The following is a 22,124-nucleotide window of genomic DNA, read 5'->3' as shown; positions in this document are numbered from 1 at the left end:
AGGCTGTTTTGAAAATTTTGTTGGCTACGTACTGGCCGATTCCTCATTTGGGTGGCGTATGGCCCTTTATGCTGCAAATTAAACGGAGGCTGGAGCAACTGGGTCACACCGTAGACTTGATGGGGAACGGACCGGATACACCTAAATACCATATTGTTTTTGAAGATAGAGAGCTGCTGAAGGATCAACTGCTGCCCCTGCTGCATACGAAGCTGAATGAATCGGCTGTCCCTGTATTACATTTGGATTCATGGGTGCAGACGGTCGAAAAGGATCGATACTGTATGGAGCTGGCAGCGGCGTATTTCGGGGTTGAGCAGTATGATGTGATTCATACGCAAGATGTTATAGCCACGCGTGCTCTAAGTCGGGTCAAACGCAAAGACAGCGCGTTGGTAGCGAATATTCATGGCTCGCTGGCTCGTGAAGTCATGATGGCTCTGGAGCGGGATCATGAGGAGGGTTACCGCGAGACGCTGATGTGGAAATATTATTGGGCGCTGGAGCATTATGGCGCTATATCCGCGGATATTACCATTACGTCTACAGAATGGATGAAGCAGACGCTGGTGCGTGAGTTCGAAGTGCCTGAGCAGCAGATTGCCACTTTCCAATATGGCTTAGACACCGAGCACTTCTGGGAAATCCATGCCAAGGGAACAGACATGACACGACCTGAGGGGAAAAAAGTTATAATTTGTCCTTCACGGCTGGTCTATATCAAAGGGCTGCATTATTTAATGAGCGCTCTTGGCCTGCTGAAAGCAAGTCGTACGGATTGGGTTTGCTGGATTGTCGGGGAGGGAGATAAAAGGGAAGAGCTTCAAACACAGGCGAAGGAGCTAGGGCTGGAGGAAGACGTGGTTTTTCTGGGGCATCGTGAAGATGTACCTGCTCTTTTACAACTGGCGGACCTTTTTGTCCATCCGAGCATACAGGACAATCAGCCGTTTTCGGTCATGGAGGCGCAGATTTTGGGGCTTCCGGCAGTGGTATCGGATGCGGGCGGACTGCCGGAAATGGTGAAGCATGAACACACCGGACTGGTCTCCCCGGTTGGCGATGTGGAGGCACTTGCAGCTCATTTACAGCATTTGCTGGCTCAGGATGAAGTGCGGATAGCTATGGGAAAACGTGCCAAAGCATGGGGGACCGCGCATTGGTCTCTGGATGTTATGATTGAGCGACTCGTGAATATTTATGGGCAAGCGCTGAATCAAGTACGTTGAGTACGTTGATTCAACAGTTAGGAGGCAGAGCATGACTTTTCCTGTCGTTGGAGACTTGTACAACCGTATTTTTGAAATCCAGCAGTCGCACCCGGATCTGAAGGTCGATTACGCAATATGGAACCGAATTAACACCTCGTTGCCGGAAGAATATAAGCTGCCGGATGCTGACATTTTGGAACGTCTGAAACAATCCGCACCATGAGGGCACAGACCATATAAAAAGGCAGGTCGGGCTTAAAACTCCCACCTGCCTTTAGTTTATTTTAGCTCATTCTCCATCCAGTTTTTCGTCAATCTTCATAAACTGAGCCTCGAATTATGAGCGGGCCCGTAACAACAGCACGACGGTCAGCTGATTGTACGGTCAAGCAGTATACATAAGGCTCTGCCTGTTCCCCCGTTTCCTCATAGCTTAACTCGGCAAATCCCTCCTGATAACAGGAATCCTGCAACCAATCCAGCATAGGTCCCCGCTCATCGTGGCGACGCAATCGAATGTCCAGCTCCCCGATATCCCAGTTGAGCAGCGGATTTTCCCATGCCAAAGAGACTTCAATGACAATACGTCCTTCAGATTCACTTGCAGGAATGATTAATGTAGAGAGCACGCTCTCCTGTTCGGTGACCTGAAAAGGCAGTGCATATGTGCCTGGCTCAGCTTTGTTTTGTACTGAATATTTCAACATACCTTCTTCCTCCTCTGCCCGTTCATCAGGGTGTCACGGTAAAATGACTGGCTGTACGCTTAGCGACAATGTTCCCGTTTTCCAAAAATTCAGCCAGGATAAACAGCGTTTCCGGATTGTAAATACTCGTTACCACTCGCAGGTAAAAAGGATTTTGGGCGGTCTCCATATCCTTGAGTTCTAGCACGGAGCCAGCTTCGGGAGAAGGGTTCAATCGAAGGAGCTGCCGTCGGAAAACGCCACTGTCATTTCCCATTTCCAGCAACACATCGACGGCTCTCTTTTCACGATTGAAAAAGGTCACATGGCAGCTTTGTATATGGGCGCTGTGGTAAGCGAGATGGTGATCGACGGTTAAAAGAAACACGGACATATGATGATGCCTCCTTGAATTCCGTTAGGTTACCAGCCTTAATATGATATGAAAAATAGCCGGGATTGGACTGGATAGTTGTACGCCTCTTTGACAAAAAGCGCATCGGTGTCCAACCCTTTTCGCCGTGCTGTGCATGTAATGTAGAGTGGAACAAACTACGGCCTGAAGTCCCTTTTCGACTACAGAAGAAGGGCCAAGCAGGATCTGAGGGAAGGGTCGTATTAAAAAAGGAGGCACGGCTATGAGACTCGCACAGCTGGCAGGGGAATATGAAGCGGTCTTCAGTCTGGGACAAAACTGTACACCTGCCATTCAATTGGAAAAGAACCGTTTGCGGCCGTTTGCCGGGGTACTGGATTGGATGATGTCTGACACGCTGTCCGATGTGAACCGCTTGCTTGAAAATCGGTTTGCCGGATTTATGGATTTGCCCAATTTAAGTGTCGTTGGTACGAGCCAACTGAATTATATGGTCAGAGATATCGCTTATAATGTGATCTCGGTACATGATTTTCCGCAGGAACGCAATACATCCTCAGATCTGGTGACCTATCCCGAGTTCAAGGAAAAGATAGACCGTCGTATTGAACGTTTTTTTGCAAAAACACAGACAGCGAAGCGCAGCTTGTTCGTCCGTATGCTGGGAACCTACGAAGAAGTAGAGGAACTGGAACGTATTTTGTCGGGCATGGTAGCGAATGAATTTCGTTTGTTGGTGGTGAATTGTTCCGGCGTAACGGAGTTGACGGAGGTGGATTGGCAGCTTCCGCATGTATGCGCGGTGGAAATGCCTTTTGCCGATGTATGGAATTACAAGAGTGATCCGCACTGGCGTACTCTTTTTAAAGGGATGACCTTGTCTTCGGAAAGGGGAGGGCGTCGTGCTTGAGCGGTTACAGGGGGAATATGATGCTGTATTCAGTCTGGGTGGACATTGCTTGCCTTCCATTCAGCTGGATAAAAACGGACTGCGTCCATATGCGGGGCCGCTGGACTGGATGATTTCCGGTAACTTGTCCCAGATCAGTCGCTTGCTGGAATCCCGTTTTGACGGTTTTATGGATGTTGAGAGTCTGCGTGTCACGGGGCACGATTACGGCGAGCATAACTTCATGGTCGAGGATGCATCCTATGGGATTACAGCGGCACACCATTTTCCGGTTAGCGAGAATACATCGGAGCAGCTGACTTCCTATCCTGCATTCAAAACGACGCTTGATCGCCGCATCGCACGTCTACTGGATCAATTCACGCTTGCGTCCCGTCTGCTACTGGTTCGTCTCGGGGGCAGTCGGGAGCAAGCGGTGGAACTACATGATGTGTTATTACAGAGGATTACACATGATTTTCGCTTGTTATACGTGGATTATACAGGGACTGATGGTGTGACGGAGCTGGACTGGGGGTTGGAGCGGCTGGTTTCAGTGGAGCTGCCACCTGAGGATATATGGAACGGTCAGGATGAGATGTGGAGTTATATGCTGGAAAACGTGAGACTGCATGTCTGAGGTGCTGAGATTCTAGAGACACATTATAGATTGTCTTCGGACTGTGCTTGTGCCTGCGCCAAGCTATAGGGAGTCGCATAACATGATGCGAAGGGAAGTCATATGCTTCGGTTCAAAAGGAGGGTGAGCTAGTGAAGGCTTTGGTCACCGGGGGAGCCGGATTTATTGGTTCTCAGCTGGTACGTGCGCTTGCTGATTCGGGCATCAGAGTGCATGTGCTGGATAATCTGACGACCGGGAATATTGCAAATGTGGACCCGCGCGCGGTCATGCATATTGCGGATATTCGCAGCTCTGAAGCTAGGACGCTGCTGATTCGGGAAAGCCCGGATATTGTGTTTCACTTGGCCGCACAGGCGGATGTGCAGCAATCCATCCATCGACCCGATGAGGACGCGGATGTGAATGTGCTGGGGACGATTCATTTATTGCAGGCTTGTCATGAAGCAGGTGTGTCGAAATTTATATTTGCGTCTACGTCCGGTGTATATGGAGAGCTGCAAAAGCAATGTATACAGGAAGATGATCCCGTGGAGCCCATTTCAGGCTACGGACTGTCCAAGCTGACCGCGGAATCGTATATTCGACTTTTTTATCGGCTGTACGGTATGAACTACACGATTTTGCGTTATGGAAATGTGTATGGTCCCGGTCAGGCCGCGAAGGGAGAGGGTGGTGTAGTCGCTCTCTTTATGGAGCGGCTGAAAAAAGGAAGCCCCTTGCTCATTCACGGTGATGGGACACAAACCCGAGACTTTGTGTACGTCAAGGATGTAGTTCGAGCGAATATGGCGGCTATCCATGCAGCGGACCAACGCACAGTACATGTAAGTACAGGACGAACGACGTCCATTAATCGACTGGCCTACGATTTACTAAAGCTGCATGGTTCGTCTGTCCGACCTGTATATTCACCAGCGCGAGCGGGAGACATTCACCATAGCTGTCTTAGTAACGCAGTCGCCAGACATTGGCTTCGTTGGGAACCGCTATACGGCATTTCTGCCGGTTTACAGGAAACGTATGTGAGCAGTATGGGCTCAGGCAAAGAAGGTATGTCGTGATAAAGAGCGCGCAACTCAAGAAAGAGACTGAGGAAACTCTCAGCCTCTTTTTCATTTGAATAGCAATTAGAAGTTCTCGCCAGCCAGCTTCAAGGCTTGATCTAGGACAGCTGCACCGTTTCCTCTACCATAAGCCAACGTGTCAATGACATCTACAGGGATACCATAGGGAACTGCAATTTCGGTTACTGCCTTTTTACGCATCCGCACTTGAGGTCCGAGCAAAATAGCAATCACAGAATCTGTAACGGCTTCTAGCTCTTCCTTGATGGTGCTTTCGGGGATGGCTTCGATGCTCAGCTCTATGGATCTTGCTGCTGCTTCTTTTTTCATTTTAGAAACCAAAATGGATGTGGACATACCCGCAGCACATGCCAAAATAATTTTTTTCATATTTGAGCGCCTCCAGACATTCATTTTTAGCTACTTATACTCTTCATCCAGATCAGCAATAAATGAGCGTTCCTTGATAGTGGCTTGATACCAGTAGCCGGATTTCTTCAAATGCCGACTTCGATCATTGTCCAGGTTAATTTCCACCAGTCCATAGCGATTTTTAAAAGCATTCATGGGAGAAACGTTGTCTGTAAAGGCCCACAGCATATAACCTGTACAGTTGGAGCCCGCTTCTACAGCTTGTAATGTGTAGTATAAGTGCTCAGTTATAAAGTCAATACGATAGTCGTCCTGAATGATGTGTTCCTCATTTTTGAAAACAGCTTCATTCTCAATGCCCATACCATTTTCTGCGACAAACCACTCGATATTGTGATATTCGTTCTTGATACGCATTCCCATATCGTAAATGATTTTCGGATAAATCTCCCAGCCCCGTGACTTGTTCATTCTTTTACCCGGAAGATCAAAATGCTCATAGTAGTAAGAGGGGTGGAAGGGGGTGTTTTCGTTCCACGCTTTACTCTGTGCTTTGACCCGATGGGGATAATAGAGATTGATCCCGACGTAGTCAACGGTATTGTACTTAATGACTGCCAGTTCTTCCGTTGTAGCTTCAAATGTAATATCATGCTTGCCCATGAGATCGAACAATTCTTGCGGGTATTCGCCTTTAATAAGCGGGTCCAGAAATACTCGATTGTAAAATAAATCATACACATGCGCCGCATACTGGTCATGAGGGGCGCTTGATCGGGCATAAGTGACTTCGGGATTCAGAATAACGCCTATTTTAGCCCCGTGCTGACTATAGTTTTTTGCTTTGAAAAGCTGTACGCACTTCGCGGTAGCCAGCGTTTTATTATAGTTCCATTGCATCCACTTCCGCGTATTTTGTTCATAGGGATAGCGAAGGGCATCCAGATAGACACGAGTCTGTACAACAATGGGCTCATTAAACGTAAACCAGTGCTTGACCCGATCGCCGTACCGTTCAAACACTTTTTCCGCATATTTTACAAACAGCTCCACGACATGCTTGGAAGACCAGCCCTCATATTTGTTCAGCAGGTAGGCGGGTACCTCATAGTGTTCCAGACAAATCATCGGCTCGACTCCGCTCGCAATCAGCTCATCAATGACCCGGCCCATATAATCCGCATACGTTTCATCCACCACTACATTCTCATAATCCGTTAAGAAGCGGGACCAATTAATAGAAGTACGATAATGGGTTAAACCAATCTCTTTCATCAGCGCAATATCTTCGGCATAGCGATTATAAAAGTCGGTTGCAACCGCGGGTCCATATCCATTGTGCCAGACATAGCGGTCATTTTTGTACCATTGGTCTAGGAATGAGTCCTGACCTTCTTTTTTACCGCTCCAGCCCTCCGTCTGCCAAGCGGAAGCCGCTGCACCCATGATGAAATTCGACGGAATTTGTATCGTATGTTTAGCCATGACATGTTTCTCCTTTTCATTGTATAAAGAATGCGTTTTCAATTAATTGATGTATTTCTATAGTAGCGCATTATTCAGTCGTTCGCTTGTTGGCAATTTTGACGAACGGGAAATAAATGATAATGGCTACCACAATACAAATGATCTGAGTTACGACGGCGCCAATGCTTCCACCTGTAGACAGGTAGGCATTAATAATAGGCGGAGTAGTCCATGGAACCATGACGACGGCTTTACCTGCAAATCCAAGCAACGTCGAGAAGTAACCAATCGTTCCTGTGATGAGCGGAGTAATAATGAAAGGGATAGCCATCAATGGATTCAACATAATCGGAAGTCCAAAAATGACAGGCTCATTAATATTAAACAGACCTGGGCCGAGCGAAAGCTTTGTTATTTCCTTCATATCTTCACGCTTGGAAGCGATCATAATACAAATCAAGAGGGCCAGCGTAATCCCTGAACCACCGATACTCATGTATACGTCCCAGAAAGGCATCGTAATAATGTTCGGAATGGGCAATCCTTGCTCATAAGCAGTCATGTTGACGGTAATCGCGCCAAGCAGCAGGGGTTCACGAATGGGCTTTACCATTTGGTTCCCGTGAATACCGATCACCCAGAAGATTTGCGCAACCAGCATCAGCACCAGTATACCTGGCAGTCCCTGTACTACGGTCTCCAGAGGTTTTTGCACCACATTATAGACAGCATCGTACAGATAGAGTCCCGTAAACTTATGAAAAAAGAATCCAAACATTGAGAAGACCGTCACCGTAATGATGGTTGGTATCAGTGCAGAAAAAGAAACGGCCACATTGCTGGGAACACTTTCAGGCATTTTGATTTTTAGCTTATCGGACTTGCCCAGTTTGCTGTATAGCTCAACGGATAGGATGCTTATGAAAATACCTAAAAACAAGCTCTTGGTATCCGTAAATTGACGGGCTATGACGTCTGTTACTTTTTGTATTTCACCGTTAACCATCAACTCTATCGTGGTTGGTGTCACAGAGATAAAACAGATTAAAGCAAGCAAACCGGGGAAGAGATTTTTCTCTCCATTAATTTTTCCTAGCTCCAGACCAATCATGAAAACAGCCAGAATGGTAAGGATATTCAAGCTGGCATAGTTAATGCTCGAGAAAATCGGTTTGTACTCAGCCAGGAATGAGAATGGCTTAAAATGGGCCAAACCATTGACCGGGTCCATGACCATATTGGAAATCAGCACAGCAAAGGCACCGACAATAATAACGGGCATCAATGTGATAAAAGCTGATTTGATCGCTATAATATATTTAAAATTGTTGATTGCATTTGCTACCGATGTGAGGCCGTCAACCAGTTTGTCTTTGAAAGCCATGGGATAGCGCCCCTCCCTCTACGATTTCGGTACGAATTGATCAATGCGTTCATACAGGTCTACAAACTCTAAGGCCATATCGCGAATGGTAATGGCATTCATCAAATGATCTTGAGCATGCACCATCATGACGGACATCTCTGTTTTTTCACCCGCTGCTTCCTTACGGATGATTCTGGTTTGAATTTTGTGGGAGGACACCAGTTCTTTTTTTGCTGAAGCTAATTCTTCTTTGGCTTCCCGAAATTTCCCCGCCTTTGCAAGCTCAATCGCCTCCATGGCCGAGCTGCGTGCATTCCCTGCGTATAATATAATTTGGAATACAATCTCTGTATCATCCATGTCCTCCATGTTCACGTCGTGCTCTGTAGATTCATCATTATTCACGTGATCTTCTCTCCTTTCAATGATCCCTTCGTATCGCTATTATAATTTGGAATCGCTTTCAACATAACGCACATTATTTCCTCTTCTTAACGGAAATAAATCGTTCTTCATACTCCTTATATTCAACAATTTTTATGCAACACTTCTATGAATTCTGTATACGATTTGCAGCGAATAAGCTGTTGGACAAGCTGTTCATTATTTAAAATATCAAGCAAAATATGATACATCGTCTGTAAATCTTCTGATTTAGTACGCTGTATGCAGAGCATACAAATAAACTGCACCGGCTTGCCATCCCAGTCGATAGCTTTTTGTAATGTACAGATGGCCCAAAACGTAGAATCTGCGAAAGGTTCCATCGGATGCGGGATCGCGACAAAGTTGCCAAATGAAGTGGGGGAAACGGCTTCACGCTCTATCACAGATTGCAGCAGGGGGCCTTTTACAAGATCTGCTTCGTGTATTTTTTCGGCTATAAATTCAAGCACTTGGAGTTTGTTCTCAAACTTCTGCTGAAGAAAGACCATTTTTTTTCGTACATACTGCACAGCAGGAAGTCTGGCCTCAGAAATGGCTTGTTCAATTTTAGTAATATCGGAACCGCCTAAAAATGTATTCACATGGATCATGGGGATTGAAATCGGTTCTGAAATGGGGATCGTGCTAATGACAAAGTCCAGTGTATCCAACGGCATTTGTTTCAGCTTATAAAATTCAGTGGTTCCCACGATATCTAACCTGGAACCGAAGACCGATTGAAGCTTGTAATACAGCAGCTTAGCACTGCCGAGTCCAGAAGCACATACGATCATACATCTTTTGGGCGCGTCCTCCATTTTCTTTCTTTCCATCGCGACTCCGATATGAATGGCTAAATACCCAATTTCATTTTCCTCAATGTGTATATGAAGCCGCTGCTTGATGACCTCCGCAGCAATGATACCTGCTTCAAAGGCAAGCGGGTAATTGGCTTTGATTTCATCCAGCATAGGATTACGCAAATTCATTCCGTATTGATAACGGTTGATCACCGGTTTGAGGTGAAGGCAAAATGCAATCAGCAATTCTTGATCGTTATGAATGTTCATCTTCAACTGCTGATCAATTTGGTCTAATATTTCGATAGTCAGTTCGTAGATATCTTTATCAATGATCTTTTTAATCTCCACTTCATCCATACGGGCACTAACGACGGTCCTTACACCCAACAGGTGAACAGCAATGTACGCAACTTCAACAAGTGGAAAGGAGTACTCCATGTTTTGTTCCAAGGCGGAAACGATCTCAGTGGCCACCCTAAACTCTTTTTGCGCTTCGATTTTTTTCATCTCTTGAGGATAATACGAGACATACCTTTCTTCGCGAATACGCTTACATGCTATAGCAATATGAATGACCAGATTGTTCAGGGCAATGTCCGACAGCTGAATATCATTGATCTCAATACGATCCAGAATCACTTCTCTTATGAATTCCATCTCTTCGTTAGAGATCAGAGGAGGGGGGGACATCTGCTGGTCGCCTATTTCATCTATCCTATTAAATATATAGTCGGAAATGCAATAACGCAGCCTGGCCTCATTACCTTTGACTCGAATACCATGATAGGGTCTATTCTCCAGGGAAAGTCCGTAAGTTGCCAATAACTTGCGTAGTTCTTTGAGGTCATTCTGTAAAGTAGATCGACTAACATACAGGATCTCGGCTAAATCATCAAGTTTAACATATGCATTGGTAAGCAACAGCTTTTTCATTAAAAAACGATTTCTGGCTTCAGAGGAATTCGCTAATGGATAGGGCACATTATTTTCATCATCCTTTAATTGCTTCAGCAGATGATGAAATGCTTGTTCGTCCCGAACCTCTAACTTGTAGCCCGTTCCTTTAAGGGATTTAACTGCTGCTCCATGCTTTGACAACAGCGCACCCAATTCCTTTAAATCTGTTCGTATCGTTCGAGAGGATACCTTCAATGCATTTGCCAAGTGTTCTCCTTTGACCATCTGTTCAGCAACTAATATACGAAGAATATCAAAAATACGCACAACGAGCCCCCTTTCTTAGCTGTTCTGATGAACAGTATACAACGGTTAGAGCGTAACCAAAAGAAGGATTGACAACAGCGTGAATCCTAGATGATCTTGACACATTAGCAGATTCAGAGATATAGTAGACACAATAAGTCTTTGATTGAGGTGTAGTTATGAAATTTACAAAAGCTACAAATTATGCGCTGCACACCATGCTCATGCTCGTTGCTGATTCGTCGGTTAAGCCGGTAGGTGTTCAGCAATTGGCCGAATCCCAAAATGTTTCACCAACTTATCTTTCAAAAATTTTGACGAGGCTTGTGAAGGCCGGAATGATCGAATCCGTTTCTGGAGCCAATGGAGGCTATCGCCTATCCCGTCATAAAGATGATATTACCTTTTTGGATATTATCCATGCCATTGAAGGTACGAATTCTTTGTTTGAATGTGATTTTGTCCACGGATCTGAGTGCCTGATTCAAGCTGTAATGAGGGAAGCAGAGGAGAAAATGGAACGACATCTAAAAAATACGAAATTGGTCGATTTGGCGCAAAAGCAAACACAAGTTTAAAAGTAAGCAACTTTAGATAGAAAGAGGGTGGTTGCCAATTATGTAAAGCGTTTTTTTTGTTTTAATTACAGATATAATAAGTCTTTAATATCTTTTAAAAGGAGTTGAGTGTTATGCTGTACGATTGCGCTATTATTGGTGGAGGGCCCGCCGGATTGAATGCAGCCCTCGTGCTGGGCAGGGCAAGGAGAAGTGTGGCTTTGATTGATAATAATCGGCCCAGAAATGCGGTTACGCATGCGTCGCATGGTTTTATTACGAGAGACGGCGTAACGCCAGCCGAGTTCCGCCGTGTAGCTTATGAGGAAGTGCTGCGTTATCCGTCTGTCCATCATTTGCAAACCGAGGTTGTTTCGATTATGAAAAAAGAATCTGGATTTGAGGTGCTTGATTCATCAGGCCTTCGCGTTCAAGCGCGAAAATTGATATTAGCGACGGGTGTAAAGGAAACATTCCCCGAGATCGAAGGTTTTTATCCGTTATACGGGAAAAGTTTATTTAATTGCCCTTATTGCGACGGCTGGGAGTTGCGGGATCAACCACTTGTCCTCGTCTCTGAATCGGCGGCTATATTTCATACAGCCAAACTACTCCTTAACTGGAGTAAGGATTTGATCGTCTGTACGAACGGTCATGCATCCCTGTCGGACGAGCAAAAAGAACGGCTTCAATCCAAGGGAATTGTGGTAATGGAGCAACCTGTTTCAGCGTTCATCGGTCACAATGGGCAGCTGGAGCATGTGCGCTTTACGGATGGCACTCAAGTCCCGAGGGTCGGCGGCTTCGTGACTCCCCAGTTTGTACAAAGTGCACCGTTTGGAGAACATTTGGGCTGTGAAAGAACGGAGTCGGGCGGGATCAAGACGGATGAAGCGGGGAGAACCTCCATACCTGGTATATATGCTGCTGGGGATTCATCGTACTTCATGCCTTCTCAGTTGATTTTTGCCGCTGCTGACGGCAGTCGAACCGCTGCGAGCGTAAATATGGATTTGACAGAGGAAGATTTCAACGAATGACGAGAAATTGGAATATCCTATATGGAATCCGATGATAGAAAAGGCCGCCAACACGGCGGCTTTATTCTAAAATCATAGAGAGAGCAAGCAATAATAAACCAATGATCATAGGTCATTTTAAGGCTAAACAAGATCTTCTTTCAATAACCTCTGTATTCACAAGAACCTGAGTATGATGCCCCTGATGATTGTTAAGCCTCTCCATAAGCAAGTTTACAGCAGTTCGGGCCAAAATATCCTTTTTCACATGAATGGTTGTGAGTTCCGGGCTAATGACCTTGGCTTCATGAATATTATCAAATCCCATGATGGAAATTTGTTCAGGCACTCGAATGTTCATCTCCTGAAACGTTTTAATGGCACTGATCGCCATATAATCATTTTCGCAAAATAGGGCCGAAGGTAGCTCATTCAATTCATGAATAGCTGTTTTAAATGCGTCCTGTGACATCACAAGCATGGGATGCATATCAAATGTAAGCCCATTTTCTATGGAAAGATTGTGCTCCTCTAAAGCTGCCATAAAACCTTCCTTTCGTTTTTTAAAGTTAAGAATTCTGGTACTGGATTGTACGTATCCTATCTTTCTGTGTCCTGACTGAATTAAATATTGGCCTGCCTGATAGCCACCAAGATAGTTGTTAATAGATACGAAACTGGCGTCGACGTGTTCAAAGTAGGTATCCAAAATCACGATATTGGAATGAATGGATTGTATAGAATGAATAATCTCGGAAGTTAAATTGGTGCCAAGCAGAAGTATGCCTGAAGAGGGCTGATCTTTTTCCAAAGCAGATAATTCTTCTTCGAGGCTATGGCTATCAAAAGACGAAAAAATCAAGGTGTTTCCATATTCTCTCACCTGATTGCTAATATGATGAATTAATTCATTGAAAAATGGAAGTGAATCATAATGCTCTGTTACGATGTCTGTATTTTTACAGGCCACAAAGCGAATCACATGATGATTTTTAATGACTTCCTTGCTTGTCTTCATGGTGCGTGGTTTATATCCATGCTCTTGGGCTATTTTTAGAATTTGCTCCTTGGTTTCTTCACTGACTCCGGGTTTGTTATTAAAAGCAAGAGAGACAGCAGATTTCGAAACACCTGCAAGCCTTGCAATATCATCAATTTTCAATGTGGAACCCCCTATTGAACTAAACTACATAAATTATATCATTACTCTACAAGAAAGTTTAGCTTATAAACTAAACTAAACTAAATAAATTAAAACAAAAAAATGTTGACCTTTTATCATTCGTAGTGTTAATATGCAAGTGTAAAGCGCTTTAATTTAGTTTATTTGCGAAATAATCATATAAATTAGTTGTTTATTTTAGTTTTTTGTTTATGGGAATTTGTGAATACAGCAAGAGAGGAACGGTGATTCATTTGAGTTTAAACATTGCTGAAAATCAAAGAAGTTTTACAAAAGAGGACAAACCTTTTTTTTATTTGGCAGATACGGTTTGGAGTGTATTTACCAACGCGACGATAGAGGAGTGGAGCGATTATCTTGACTATCGGAAGATGCAGGGTTTCAATGTGTTGCAAATCAACATGCTCCGACAATGGGACGCAAGTGAATCGGATCTGAATCTACAGCCGTTTGCATTACTGGAAAATGGGGATTTCGACTACTATACATTGAACGAAGCTTATTTTGACCGGGCAGAAATCATGTTGAAAATGGCTGTAGAGCGTGGATTTGTTCCGGCACTGGTTCTGTTGTGGTGTAACTATGTACCGGATACATGGGCTGAAATGTTCCAAAAGGGTAATAAAATGCCGTTTGAATGCGTTGAACCCTATGTAACGTACGTCGTAAACCGTTTTTCTCCATTTGATCCTATTTTTCTGATTAGCGGGGATAGTGATTTTCCGACCGAACGTGCCAATTCCTATTATTTAAAAGCACTGGAAATTGTACAACAATTAAGCCCTGCAAGCTTAACTACGCTGCATATTCAAGGGAGATTGAGAGAAATTCCTCCAGCCTTTGAGAAACACAAGGGTCTTGGATTCTATATGTATCAATCAGGACATAACTCCCAGTTTCAACATGTAGCCCATGAGATTGCTCAACATTTCTATCATAAGCCAGATATACGGCCTGTCATTAATGGGGAGCCATGTTATGAACAAATTAGTTACAGCCGCAATGTGTATGGCAGATACACTGCACTGGATGCCAGAAAAGCAGCATGGCAAAGCCTCCTTGCAGGCGGGGGAGCGGGAATTACCTACGGGGCGCATGGCATTTGGAGCTGGCACAAGAAAGGAAAGAAATTCGGCGTTGTAGAAGGGGAAGGATTCGATAGTCCCTATGATTGGAGAACGGCATTGCGATTTGAAGGTGCGTGGGATTATTCCTTTATTAAATATTTGTTTGAAATGTATAACCTTATTGGCATAAAGCCGCTAGATATTGTTTTAAACAAGACAGAGGAAATTAGAGCTGCGGGGAACGAGAATACCCTTATCTTGTATGTCCCGGTTAACACGAAGGTGCGACTAAGTATCAACGTGCAGGATTACAAGTTTACAACGATTGATTTAGCCGGGAAGCGGTTTGCCCAAACCGACGTGTCCGTCCAAAAGGATCAATCGGTGCTAGACATGCACAGCTTTGAAAGTGATGTTGTCATCATCGGAACGAAATAAAAACAGAGAAGAATGTGGATGGAGTGAAGCAACATGTGGAAAATCGGCGTTATTGGAACGGGATATTGGTCGGAAAAACATATAAAAGCATGGCAATTTATCTCGGATGCAGAAATCAAAGGATTTTGTGATCGAAATAAAGGCTTACTTTTTGAAAAAGCAGCTCAATTCCATATACCTACTGAATTGGGATAAGTGCCGTAATTGTCGCAGTTATTGCACATCCAGCTACTACGAATAGAAAAATAGAAAGCGCATCCAAGAAGGAGCGAACATGATGGATCATAAAAAAACAGCCAAAGAAGTATTGAGTGCCGTGGGCGGAAATGAAAATGTGAACAGTGTCATTCACTGTGTCACTCGATTGAGATTTAAACTGAAGGATAATCAATTGCCAGATAAAGAAAAGATCAAGCAGATTGACGGTGTCATTACCGTTGTGGAAAGTGGTGGCCAATTTCAGGTGGTCATCGGGAATGAGGTTCCCAAAGTATACGAAGCTCTTTTGGATACAATGGGAGTAAAGCATGGAGATCAAATGGTTGAAGACGATCAAAAAAATGAAAAAGCGAGCCTATTTAGCCGATTTGTCGATGTAATTTCAGGTGTGTTCATGCCCGTTGTGGGTGTGCTCGCTGCTGTGGGGATTCTAAAAGGACTATTGGCCTTATGCACATCCCTGGGCTGGATGACTGATCAGATGGGCACGTATAAAATTTTATATGCGACAGCAGACGCTATGTTTTATTTCTTTCCAGTTATTCTAGGGTTTTCAGCAGGTAAAAAATTTGGAGGAAACCCGTACCTATCTGCTGTTTTGGGTGCCGCCTTGGTGTATCCGACCATTACTTCCGCCTTTACGGATAAAACGGCGCTGTCCTTTTTGACCATACCTGTCGTTCTGATTAATTATACTTCTTCTGTTATACCTATCATTATTGGATCGTTCTTGGCAGCTAAGGTCGAAAAAATGATAAGTAAGTATGCACCTGCCTCCATTAAAATGTTCATGGTGCCTTTTCTGACCTTGGTCATCATATCACCGATTGTTTTTCTGGTTGTCGGGCCGATAGCAACTATAATCAGCGATGGGTTAGCCAAAGGCTCTATGTGGATTTACCAGTTAAGTCCGGCTGTAGCTGGCCTCGTTCTGGCCGGGTTCTGGCAGGGCATCATTATCTTCGGTCTGCATTGGGCGTTCATTCCAATTCTCCTGAATAATGTAGTTACGAACGGGTTTGATCCGATTAACGGTATGCTCTTCTGTACGACTTTTGCGCAAACAGGTGCGGCATTTGCCATCGCTTTGAAATCACGGGACCCTAAATTAAAACCCATTGCTACTTCTGCCACAATTGCGGGTTTGATGGGGGTTACTGAACCAGCTATTTACGGGGTTACGCTACCCGCCAAAAAACCATTTATTTTAGCCTCGATCGCTGGAGGTATCGGAGGAGCTGCAGCAGGCTTGCTCGGCTCAACGGCATATGGATTTGCCTCAGGCGGCATTTTTGGTATACCTCTATTCATTAATCCAAAAGGCATGGATGCAGGCTTCATCGGCTTTATCGTATCTTTGGTTGTAGCTTTTGTAGTTGCATTTATTCTGACCTATCTTTTCGGTTATAAAAATGTAAAACCTGCGTCTGAGATTAAGGTTGCAGATGAAAACAAAGAGGAAGAAAAAGTGGTATTCAGTCCTCTACACGGTGAATTGATTCCTTTAACCGCAGTAAAAGATGAAGCTTTTTCCAGTGGTGCGATGGGCCAGGGAGCCGCTATTATTCCTAAAGAAGGAGTAGCCTATGCGCCGTTTAACGGAACTGTTGTTACCGTTTTCAAAACAAAGCACGCCATCGGGCTTATTTCTGAGGATGGAGTTGAACTGCTCATTCACATTGGAATTAATACGGTCAGCTTGAAAGGAAAACATTTCACTTCCTTTGTGTCTGAAGGGGATACGATTCAAAAAGGGGACAAGCTGGTTGAATTCGATCCCAAAGCTATAGAGGATGAAGGATATGATATTACCACATCCGTCATTGTAACCAATACAGCCGTGTACACGGATATCTTAGTTGAAGATTCCAAGGATATTCATGCAGGAGACCGCTTACTAAAGATTAGATAGATTCCAATACTCAAGAATAAAAGGCAAGTTAAAGCTGACGATGGCCCATGTGTAAAAAAGGGTTGTCGTCAGCTTTTTTTAGTTACCTCACACCCAGCGTGTTCATCATCTGCCGGAAGGAGCGCACATATTTATCCGGTGCCAACAGGCTAACGATCCGTGCCAGCCCCTTCTGGCGGATAGATTCGCGATGAGATACGTTGTTCATCAGGTCTAGTCCTTCCAGTATCGCCTGCAAGATGTCTCCCTGCTGATAAAATTTACCGGTTTCGTTGTGGTCAATGAAAGCTCGTACTCCGTCTGAATCAGAGCTTAATACCGGACAACGACAGGCCATCGCCTCAGCTACGGCATAGCCGAATCCCTCCACCAGCGAGGTAGATAGCAGGTAGCCACCTGAGTCGCCAATCATGGAGTAATACAGGGGCATTTTGGCATGAGGCACGCTTTTAAAACGCTCGATAATTGAGGACATGCCAAGCTGAGAAAGCATTTTTTCGAATTGTATTTTATCCTCTGGCTGTGACAATGTGTCGTCATAAAACATCCAAATCCGAAGGTCCGCACGATTTTGTAGCATCCAGTAAGAAATGTCGATAAAATGCCTCCAATTCTTATTGGGCTCCAGCCGCCCAACCCATGCAATGATCGGATTGGTCGGAGGAGTGTTAGGTACATAATTAAATACGCTGGTATCCAGTACGTTTGGAAATACATAACGATTAAGCCATGGACACATGTCGGTAAATAGCTGCACCAGATGAGTTGTATTGGGCAAGAGCACTGCGTTGGCATGTCTCTGAAGATACGGAACTGCATCCGCGACCACCCAAGCAGCCTCTTCGTGAGAACCAAAGCCCTGCGATTCATAGATTAATATCCCCTGATAGCCCAACATTCGCAGTCTAGGGAGCATAGGATAATCCGATGAGACGATAATTGCATCATAGCGGTTAGTAATTACCAGCATTCGAATTTCTTCTTCAGAGGAAGTCATGAATACAGGAATATCGCCGTTCAGGTTTTGCATTCCTGTACCTTGCTGATAATAGAGAAGATGACATTCAATCCCGTCCTGCATGAGCACTTTACAGCGTTGGCGGTTCAAGGTTTCCACGCCACCACTGGGTATATAAAAAGTAAATAGAACTTTGATCTCAATAACCTCCTTTGCCAATCGCAAGCTCCTATACCAAGTTATTCAACCTACAGGACGGGGTGTGGGTTTCTATGGAAGCCTGGATTGAATTAGCGCATAATTATGGCTAAGGCGAGGGTCTTCCGGGGAGTGCTCTGTGGCTTCTCTGGCAAATTCACAAGCTTTGTGTAAAAGGCCTAACTCGTAGCAAGCGAGGGCACCAAGATCATACAGTGTGGCGTCCCAACAAAAATCCTCTTGCATGTACGTATCCGGTCGTGTTGAAATACGCAGCGCTTCTTCGACCATATGATAGACGGCGGGCCAGTTCCGTGTATGATAGGCCAGCTGAGCCATTTCTGTGTAAGGTTCACGTAAATACGGTGCTTCCGCAATAGCTCGGTATAACCAACGCGTTGCCTCCTGCCATTGTTCACTTGCTTTATAGGCTCTAGAAATAAAGCGCATCGAAGCGCTGCGTTCATCTGCCCAGCGTGCCTGCGGCATGGCAAGATGTTGTTGCAGTGTAGCAATGCACTCGTCCCAACGGCCATGATACATATATTCCCGCCCCAAGTAATGCATGTTGCGGTCATCCTCGGGAAACTCGCGCACAGACTGCTCTAGCAGTGGAAGGTATTGGCTGCGGGACTTGTGCGGATCGGGATCATGATACAAGCGGAGCTGGTCTGATCGGATGCTGCGTTCTTCACCCTCCCCGATATATTCAAGCACCTCGTGAACCGGGCGTACCCAGCGGTAACCGTGACGAGTGTGTATTTTTTCTTTCCAGAACCATGTATAACCGGTATCTTGACCAGGCTGTCCATGCGTAAAGGCATATAGCATTCGGGTAGTTCCTTCCCTCCAGTTGCGTTCCAGCCGCGACCGCCAACCCTCCTCCCAGACTTCATCCAGATCCGTACAGACACAAATATCTATATCGTCAGGGACCAGGCGTAGGGACTCATTGCGAGCCTTGTCAAAACGCCAAGGAGTTACCTGGATACAATGCACCTCTGCACCCGCTTCGCGCAGCAGGGAAACGGTATCGTCTGTAGAGCCGGTGTCCGCTACAATGACAATATCGGCTTCACGCATGGTGTGCATCCAGCGTTTGGCGAATCGGGCTTCATTTTTGCTAATGGCATAGACAGCTATCTTGTACCGATTCGATTGTTGCATTCCGCTTGCTCCTCCTTTGACTTACTTAAAGATTGAGGGGGGATGGGGGACACTTTATTGGAGAGGATTCAGGATTGAGCTGAAAAATTGCCGATTATGCAGGACATGCGGGTCGTTGGGAATATACGTGGCAGCTTGCTCGTTGTGCCAATTCGCACGTGTGTAATCCTTCAGCCGAAAATGGCAAATGCATAGCTGGATATGAGGAAACCACGTTTGGTACGCGTCCTGTACTGGGCCCATCGTGTCGGGAGGATTGAGAGTGGTAGCCATGTCGTACCAATAAATAGCTTTGGTGATCTCATTTTTATGCAAAAAATAATGACCTATCCGACAGCATAGATCTGCCCTGGGTGTATCGAAGGTCAAACTATGGAGAGCCGCGGTAATACTCTGCTCCAGCTTGCCCAGTTGTTGCAGACAGTCGGCCATTTTGCTACATGCACTAATCGCATCCTCTACCCAGCATTGTCCGGTATCCAGAAAATTCCGGTAAGCCTGCACGGCCTGTTCATATCTTTCATTATCTCTTAATTCGTTAGCGTAATAGTAGAGGTCACGAGGAGAGAAGGCATGACCTTGGGCGAGCAACTTCTCATAAATTCGCAGATTTCTTCCTGGAGAGACTGTATGTGTTCTGGTGTGAGTTATGGCGATATCGGCATGTTGAATATTTCCGTCTACGGCGAGGTACTCATGCACGGCTCCGTGCCAACGGAATCCGGCTGATCTTCTGATCAAGCGGTTTCGGCGAAAATATAGGGTGACATTGCCGTGATCATCAAAGGCATAATGATAATTCATAGACACAGAATCGACGGTTGGTACGGCTGAGGAATCAAGGGTTTGCTTTAGCTCAAGCAGCTTAACGGCATCCTGCTCCTTCAAAATATCATCGGCATCAAGCCAGAGAATGTACTCCTGCGTAGCTTGCTCAAACGAATAGTTACGTGCAAGGGCAAAATGATCTACCCATTCAAATGGAAAAATTCGATCTGTAAAGTTGCGACATATGTCAATGGTCCGATCCTGTGAACCTGTGTCCACGATATTGATCTCATCCACAATATGATGGACCGATTCCAGGCAACGGCCAATGGTATGTTGATCATTTTTGACGATCATGCACAGGCTGATACTGATCAATTGAGCATCACTCCTTTGGGAACCATCTAAGGATTCAGGTCAAACATAAAGTTGGATTTAAAAGAGGTCTGAGTTATAGAAGCCCTGCCGCAATCGCGGCAGGGCATGGATGACAAAGCCTTAACGTGTTGGGCGGCTTTGTCGATAGGGTAGGGTACATCGCTTAAACATGATGTGACAGAAAAAGGAGGTTAGAGTCCGGTAGGCCCCGTAGGTCCAGTCGGCCCTGTAGGTCCAGTAGGTCCAATCGGTCCTTCTGGGCCTGTGTCTCCTGTAGGTCCAATCGGTCCAGTCGGCCCTGTAGATCCAGTAACACCAGTGTCGCCCGTGGCGCCAGTAGGTCCGACAGGTCCGGTAGCACCAGTGTCCCCCGTGGCACCAGTCGGCCCGACAGGTCCGGTAACGCCAGTGTCGCCTGTAGCGCCAGTAGGTCCGACAGGTCCAGTAACACCAGTGTCGCCCGTGTCGCCCGTAGGTCCGACAGGTCCAGTAACACCAGTGTCGCCCGTGGCGCCAGTAGGTCCGACAGGTCCGGTAGCACCAGTGTCCCCCGTGGCACCAGTCGGCCCGACAGGTCCGGTAACGCCAGTGTCGCCTGTAGCGCCAGTAGGCCCGATAGATCCGGTAACGCCAGTGTCGCCCGTGGCACCAGTAGGTCCAGCAGGTCCGGTAGCACCTGTATCACCCGTATCACCCGTGGCGCCTGTGTCGCCAATAGGCCCGATAGGCCCGATAGGTCCAGCAGGTCCGGTAACACCTGCATCACCCGTAGCGCCTGTAGGTCCGACAGGTCCGGTAGCACCTGTGTCCCCCGTGGCGCCAGTAGGCCCGACAGGGCCAGTAAATCCAAGGCCAAATGGTCCGGTAGGTCCAGTCGGCCCCGTAGGTCCGGTATCGCCCGTAGGCCCGACAGGTCCGGTAACGCCAGTGTCACCCGTGGCACCAGTAGGTCCGACAGGGCCAGTAAATCCAAGGCCAAATGGTCCGGTAGGTCCAGTCGGCCCCGTAGGTCCGGTATCGCCCGTAGGCCCGACAGGTCCGATAACGCCAGTGTCACCCGTGGCACCAGTAGGTCCGACAGGTCCAGTAATACCAGTGTCACCCGTGGCACCCGTAGGCCCGGCAGGTCCGGCTGGTCCAACAGCTCCAGCTGCACTTGCTTTAACAAGAGCAACGGCATCAATGGCTACATCAGCAGTGTTAGCCAAGGCATTTTTACTAATAACCAAAAAGGCATAGGCTGCGTTGGCTGGAACAGGAGCTGTTACTTCATATAGGCTTTGCCATGTTCCGTTCACAGCGTCTGGCAAAGTGCCTGCGCTAAAATAGGTAGTTAGCCCCGTGCCAAGGAAGCTAAAGGCTGCGTCATAGTAATACAGAAATATGTTAACTTGAGGACTGGACAGGCTTCCTATTTTTGCAGCTGAAAGACTTAACGTATAGCTTTCGCCTGGTGCAGCAAAAACGACCTGGGAAAGAGATGCATCTATTGCGCCTCCTGCCAGGATCGCACTATAAAAGTTTGTCTTTTTTACAGATAAGTTAGTGACAGTCACGTTGACAGAGCTCCAAAAAAGGGTTGATCCGATCTCGAAGTCGCCGTTAGAAACTAGATTGGTAAACAATACACTCATCGCTTTTATACACTCCCTTCACACGTTGTAATGATAGTAGATGCGAATCCATATCCTAGCGAACCGTACAAGTTTCCGAGGGCAGATGTGTATTTTTGTGTTCACATTTCAGACACATTA

The 22,124-nt window shown here is 45.9% G+C and carries 21 protein-coding genes and 1 pseudogene; 10 read left to right on the top strand and 12 right to left on the bottom strand.

From position 1 onward, the window contains the following. Window positions 1-8: 8 nt before the first annotated feature. Both KAI36_RS21165 and KAI36_RS21160 read left to right on the top strand, forming a co-directional pair. Window positions 9-1,229 carry a glycosyltransferase family 4 protein gene (locus tag KAI36_RS21165; RefSeq protein WP_220025942.1) on the top strand — a complete coding sequence of 407 codons (1,221 nt, stop codon included), beginning with the start codon at window positions 9-11 and terminating at the stop codon, window positions 1,227-1,229. A 31-nt stretch (window positions 1,230-1,260) separates the two neighbouring features. Then, window positions 1,261-1,434: a hypothetical protein gene (locus KAI36_RS21160; RefSeq protein WP_220025941.1), complete on the top strand. Its 174-nt coding sequence runs from the start codon at window positions 1,261-1,263 to the stop codon at window positions 1,432-1,434. Between the two features lie 88 nt (window positions 1,435-1,522). On the opposite strand, the gene KAI36_RS21155 is transcribed toward KAI36_RS21160, so the two are convergent. Together KAI36_RS21155 and KAI36_RS21150 are read right to left on the bottom strand one after the other, a co-directional pair. Next, on the bottom strand, window positions 1,523-1,918 hold the full coding sequence (locus KAI36_RS21155) for a hypothetical protein (RefSeq protein WP_220025940.1): 396 nt from the start codon (window positions 1,916-1,918) through the stop codon (window positions 1,523-1,525). A 25-nt stretch (window positions 1,919-1,943) separates the two neighbouring features. Then, on the bottom strand, window positions 1,944-2,291 hold the full coding sequence (locus KAI36_RS21150; RefSeq protein ID WP_025722221.1) for a hypothetical protein: 348 nt from the start codon (window positions 2,289-2,291) through the stop codon (window positions 1,944-1,946). 244 nt (window positions 2,292-2,535) lie between these two features. Between KAI36_RS21150 and KAI36_RS21145 the strand changes: the two genes are divergently transcribed. From KAI36_RS21145 to KAI36_RS21135, 3 genes are all read left to right on the top strand, one after another. Further along, window positions 2,536-3,183 (top strand): DUF1796 family putative cysteine peptidase, encoded by a 648-nt coding sequence (locus KAI36_RS21145; protein WP_220025939.1) that lies wholly within the window; start codon window positions 2,536-2,538, stop codon window positions 3,181-3,183. After that, window positions 3,176-3,802, top strand: a complete 627-nt coding sequence (locus tag KAI36_RS21140; RefSeq protein ID WP_220025938.1) for a DUF1796 family putative cysteine peptidase — start codon at window positions 3,176-3,178, stop codon at window positions 3,800-3,802. The genes KAI36_RS21145 and KAI36_RS21140 overlap by 8 nt, the downstream gene beginning before the upstream one ends. A 131-nt stretch (window positions 3,803-3,933) precedes the next feature. After that, on the top strand, window positions 3,934-4,866 hold the full coding sequence (locus KAI36_RS21135) for an NAD-dependent epimerase/dehydratase family protein (RefSeq protein WP_025722218.1): 933 nt from the start codon (window positions 3,934-3,936) through the stop codon (window positions 4,864-4,866). 66 nt (window positions 4,867-4,932) lie between these two features. On the opposite strand, the gene KAI36_RS21130 is transcribed toward KAI36_RS21135, so the two are convergent. The 5 genes from KAI36_RS21130 to KAI36_RS21110 form a co-directional block, all read right to left on the bottom strand. After that, window positions 4,933-5,259 (bottom strand): PTS sugar transporter subunit IIB, encoded by a 327-nt coding sequence (locus KAI36_RS21130; protein ID WP_220025937.1) that lies wholly within the window; start codon window positions 5,257-5,259, stop codon window positions 4,933-4,935. A 30-nt stretch (window positions 5,260-5,289) separates the two neighbouring features. Then, a complete protein-coding gene (locus tag KAI36_RS21125) occupies window positions 5,290-6,726 on the bottom strand; it encodes a glycoside hydrolase family 1 protein (RefSeq protein WP_220025936.1) in 1,437 nt (478 codons plus the stop codon). Window positions 6,727-6,796: 70 nt separating this feature from the next. Continuing rightward, window positions 6,797-8,092 (bottom strand): PTS sugar transporter subunit IIC, encoded by a 1,296-nt coding sequence (locus KAI36_RS21120; RefSeq protein ID WP_220025935.1) that lies wholly within the window; start codon window positions 8,090-8,092, stop codon window positions 6,797-6,799. Window positions 8,093-8,110: 18 nt separating this feature from the next. Continuing rightward, window positions 8,111-8,443, bottom strand: a complete 333-nt coding sequence (locus tag KAI36_RS21115) for a PTS lactose/cellobiose transporter subunit IIA (protein WP_220028181.1) — start codon at window positions 8,441-8,443, stop codon at window positions 8,111-8,113. A gap of 158 nt (window positions 8,444-8,601) precedes the next feature. After that, a complete protein-coding gene (locus tag KAI36_RS21110; protein ID WP_220025934.1) occupies window positions 8,602-10,527 on the bottom strand; it encodes a BglG family transcription antiterminator in 1,926 nt (641 codons plus the stop codon). Between the two features lie 158 nt (window positions 10,528-10,685). On the opposite strand from KAI36_RS21110, the gene KAI36_RS21105 reads away from it, so the two are divergent. After that, the gene (locus tag KAI36_RS21105; protein WP_013311738.1) at window positions 10,686-11,084 is read left to right on the top strand and encodes an Rrf2 family transcriptional regulator; all 399 of its coding nucleotides are present in this window, start codon (window positions 10,686-10,688) and stop codon (window positions 11,082-11,084) included. 113 nt (window positions 11,085-11,197) lie between these two features. Further along, window positions 11,198-12,103 (top strand): NAD(P)/FAD-dependent oxidoreductase, encoded by a 906-nt coding sequence (locus KAI36_RS21100; protein ID WP_220025933.1) that lies wholly within the window; start codon window positions 11,198-11,200, stop codon window positions 12,101-12,103. 112 nt (window positions 12,104-12,215) lie between these two features. Here KAI36_RS21100 and KAI36_RS21095 read toward each other — a convergent pair whose 3' ends face one another. Next, window positions 12,216-13,244 (bottom strand): LacI family DNA-binding transcriptional regulator, encoded by a 1,029-nt coding sequence (locus KAI36_RS21095; RefSeq protein ID WP_220025932.1) that lies wholly within the window; start codon window positions 13,242-13,244, stop codon window positions 12,216-12,218. A 245-nt stretch (window positions 13,245-13,489) separates the two neighbouring features. Between KAI36_RS21095 and KAI36_RS21090 the strand changes: the two genes are divergently transcribed. From KAI36_RS21090 to KAI36_RS21080, 3 genes are all read left to right on the top strand, one after another. Further along, window positions 13,490-14,770, top strand: coding sequence for a glycoside hydrolase family 140 protein (locus tag KAI36_RS21090; RefSeq protein WP_220028180.1), 1,281 nt, complete (start codon window positions 13,490-13,492; stop codon window positions 14,768-14,770). Between the two features lie 33 nt (window positions 14,771-14,803). Next, complete coding sequence (locus KAI36_RS21085; RefSeq protein ID WP_220025931.1) at window positions 14,804-14,965, top strand: Gfo/Idh/MocA family oxidoreductase; 162 nt, start codon at window positions 14,804-14,806, stop codon at window positions 14,963-14,965. Window positions 14,966-15,047: 82 nt separating this feature from the next. After that, entirely contained in the window at window positions 15,048-16,901 is a 1,854-nt protein-coding gene (locus KAI36_RS21080) for a beta-glucoside-specific PTS transporter subunit IIABC (RefSeq protein WP_220028179.1), read from the top strand. An 82-nt stretch (window positions 16,902-16,983) separates the two neighbouring features. On the opposite strand, the gene KAI36_RS21075 is transcribed toward KAI36_RS21080, so the two are convergent. The 4 genes and pseudogenes from KAI36_RS21075 to KAI36_RS21060 form a co-directional block, all read right to left on the bottom strand. Then, window positions 16,984-18,078 (bottom strand): glycosyltransferase family 4 protein, encoded by a 1,095-nt coding sequence (locus tag KAI36_RS21075; RefSeq protein ID WP_220025930.1) that lies wholly within the window; start codon window positions 18,076-18,078, stop codon window positions 16,984-16,986. A 51-nt stretch (window positions 18,079-18,129) separates the two neighbouring features. Then, window positions 18,130-19,224 carry a tetratricopeptide repeat-containing glycosyltransferase gene (locus tag KAI36_RS21070; RefSeq protein WP_220025929.1) on the bottom strand — a complete coding sequence of 365 codons (1,095 nt, stop codon included), beginning with the start codon at window positions 19,222-19,224 and terminating at the stop codon, window positions 18,130-18,132. Between the two features lie 54 nt (window positions 19,225-19,278). Continuing rightward, on the bottom strand, window positions 19,279-20,370 hold the full coding sequence (locus KAI36_RS21065) for a glycosyltransferase (RefSeq protein ID WP_220025928.1): 1,092 nt from the start codon (window positions 20,368-20,370) through the stop codon (window positions 19,279-19,281). Between the two features lie 197 nt (window positions 20,371-20,567). Further along, a pseudogene (locus KAI36_RS21060) lies at window positions 20,568-22,004 on the bottom strand (NTTRR-F1 domain); the annotation flags it as partial. Between the last annotated feature and the right edge of the window lie 120 nt (window positions 22,005-22,124).

The sequence above is a fragment of the Paenibacillus sp. S02 genome (genome assembly GCF_019454065.1).
Classification (GTDB): domain Bacteria; phylum Bacillota; class Bacilli; order Paenibacillales; family Paenibacillaceae; genus Paenibacillus; species Paenibacillus polymyxa_B.
This window is presented reverse-complemented; position numbering and strand designations above follow the sequence as displayed.

Excerpts from the sequence above, each read along its gene's own strand:
- KAI36_RS21070 (WP_220025929.1), bottom strand. The coding sequence starts at position 19,224 with ATGCAACAATCGAATCGGTACAAGATAGCTGTCTATGCCATTAGCAAA.
- KAI36_RS21120 (WP_220025935.1), bottom strand. The coding sequence starts at position 8,092 with ATGGCTTTCAAAGACAAACTGGTTGACGGCCTCACATCGGTAGCAAAT.
- KAI36_RS21130 (WP_220025937.1), bottom strand. The coding sequence starts at position 5,259 with ATGAAAAAAATTATTTTGGCATGTGCTGCGGGTATGTCCACATCCATT.
- KAI36_RS21155 (WP_220025940.1), bottom strand. The coding sequence starts at position 1,918 with ATGTTGAAATATTCAGTACAAAACAAAGCTGAGCCAGGCACATATGCA.
- KAI36_RS21080 (WP_220028179.1), top strand. The coding sequence starts at position 15,048 with ATGGATCATAAAAAAACAGCCAAAGAAGTATTGAGTGCCGTGGGCGGA.
- KAI36_RS21160 (WP_220025941.1), top strand. The coding sequence starts at position 1,261 with ATGACTTTTCCTGTCGTTGGAGACTTGTACAACCGTATTTTTGAAATC.
- KAI36_RS21105 (WP_013311738.1), top strand. The coding sequence starts at position 10,686 with ATGAAATTTACAAAAGCTACAAATTATGCGCTGCACACCATGCTCATG.
- KAI36_RS21100 (WP_220025933.1), top strand. The coding sequence starts at position 11,198 with ATGCTGTACGATTGCGCTATTATTGGTGGAGGGCCCGCCGGATTGAAT.
- KAI36_RS21145 (WP_220025939.1), top strand. The coding sequence starts at position 2,536 with ATGAGACTCGCACAGCTGGCAGGGGAATATGAAGCGGTCTTCAGTCTG.
- KAI36_RS21115 (WP_220028181.1), bottom strand. The coding sequence starts at position 8,443 with ATGGAGGACATGGATGATACAGAGATTGTATTCCAAATTATATTATAC.
- KAI36_RS21125 (WP_220025936.1), bottom strand. The coding sequence starts at position 6,726 with ATGGCTAAACATACGATACAAATTCCGTCGAATTTCATCATGGGTGCA.
- KAI36_RS21085 (WP_220025931.1), top strand. The coding sequence starts at position 14,804 with ATGTGGAAAATCGGCGTTATTGGAACGGGATATTGGTCGGAAAAACAT.
- KAI36_RS21150 (WP_025722221.1), bottom strand. The coding sequence starts at position 2,291 with ATGTCCGTGTTTCTTTTAACCGTCGATCACCATCTCGCTTACCACAGC.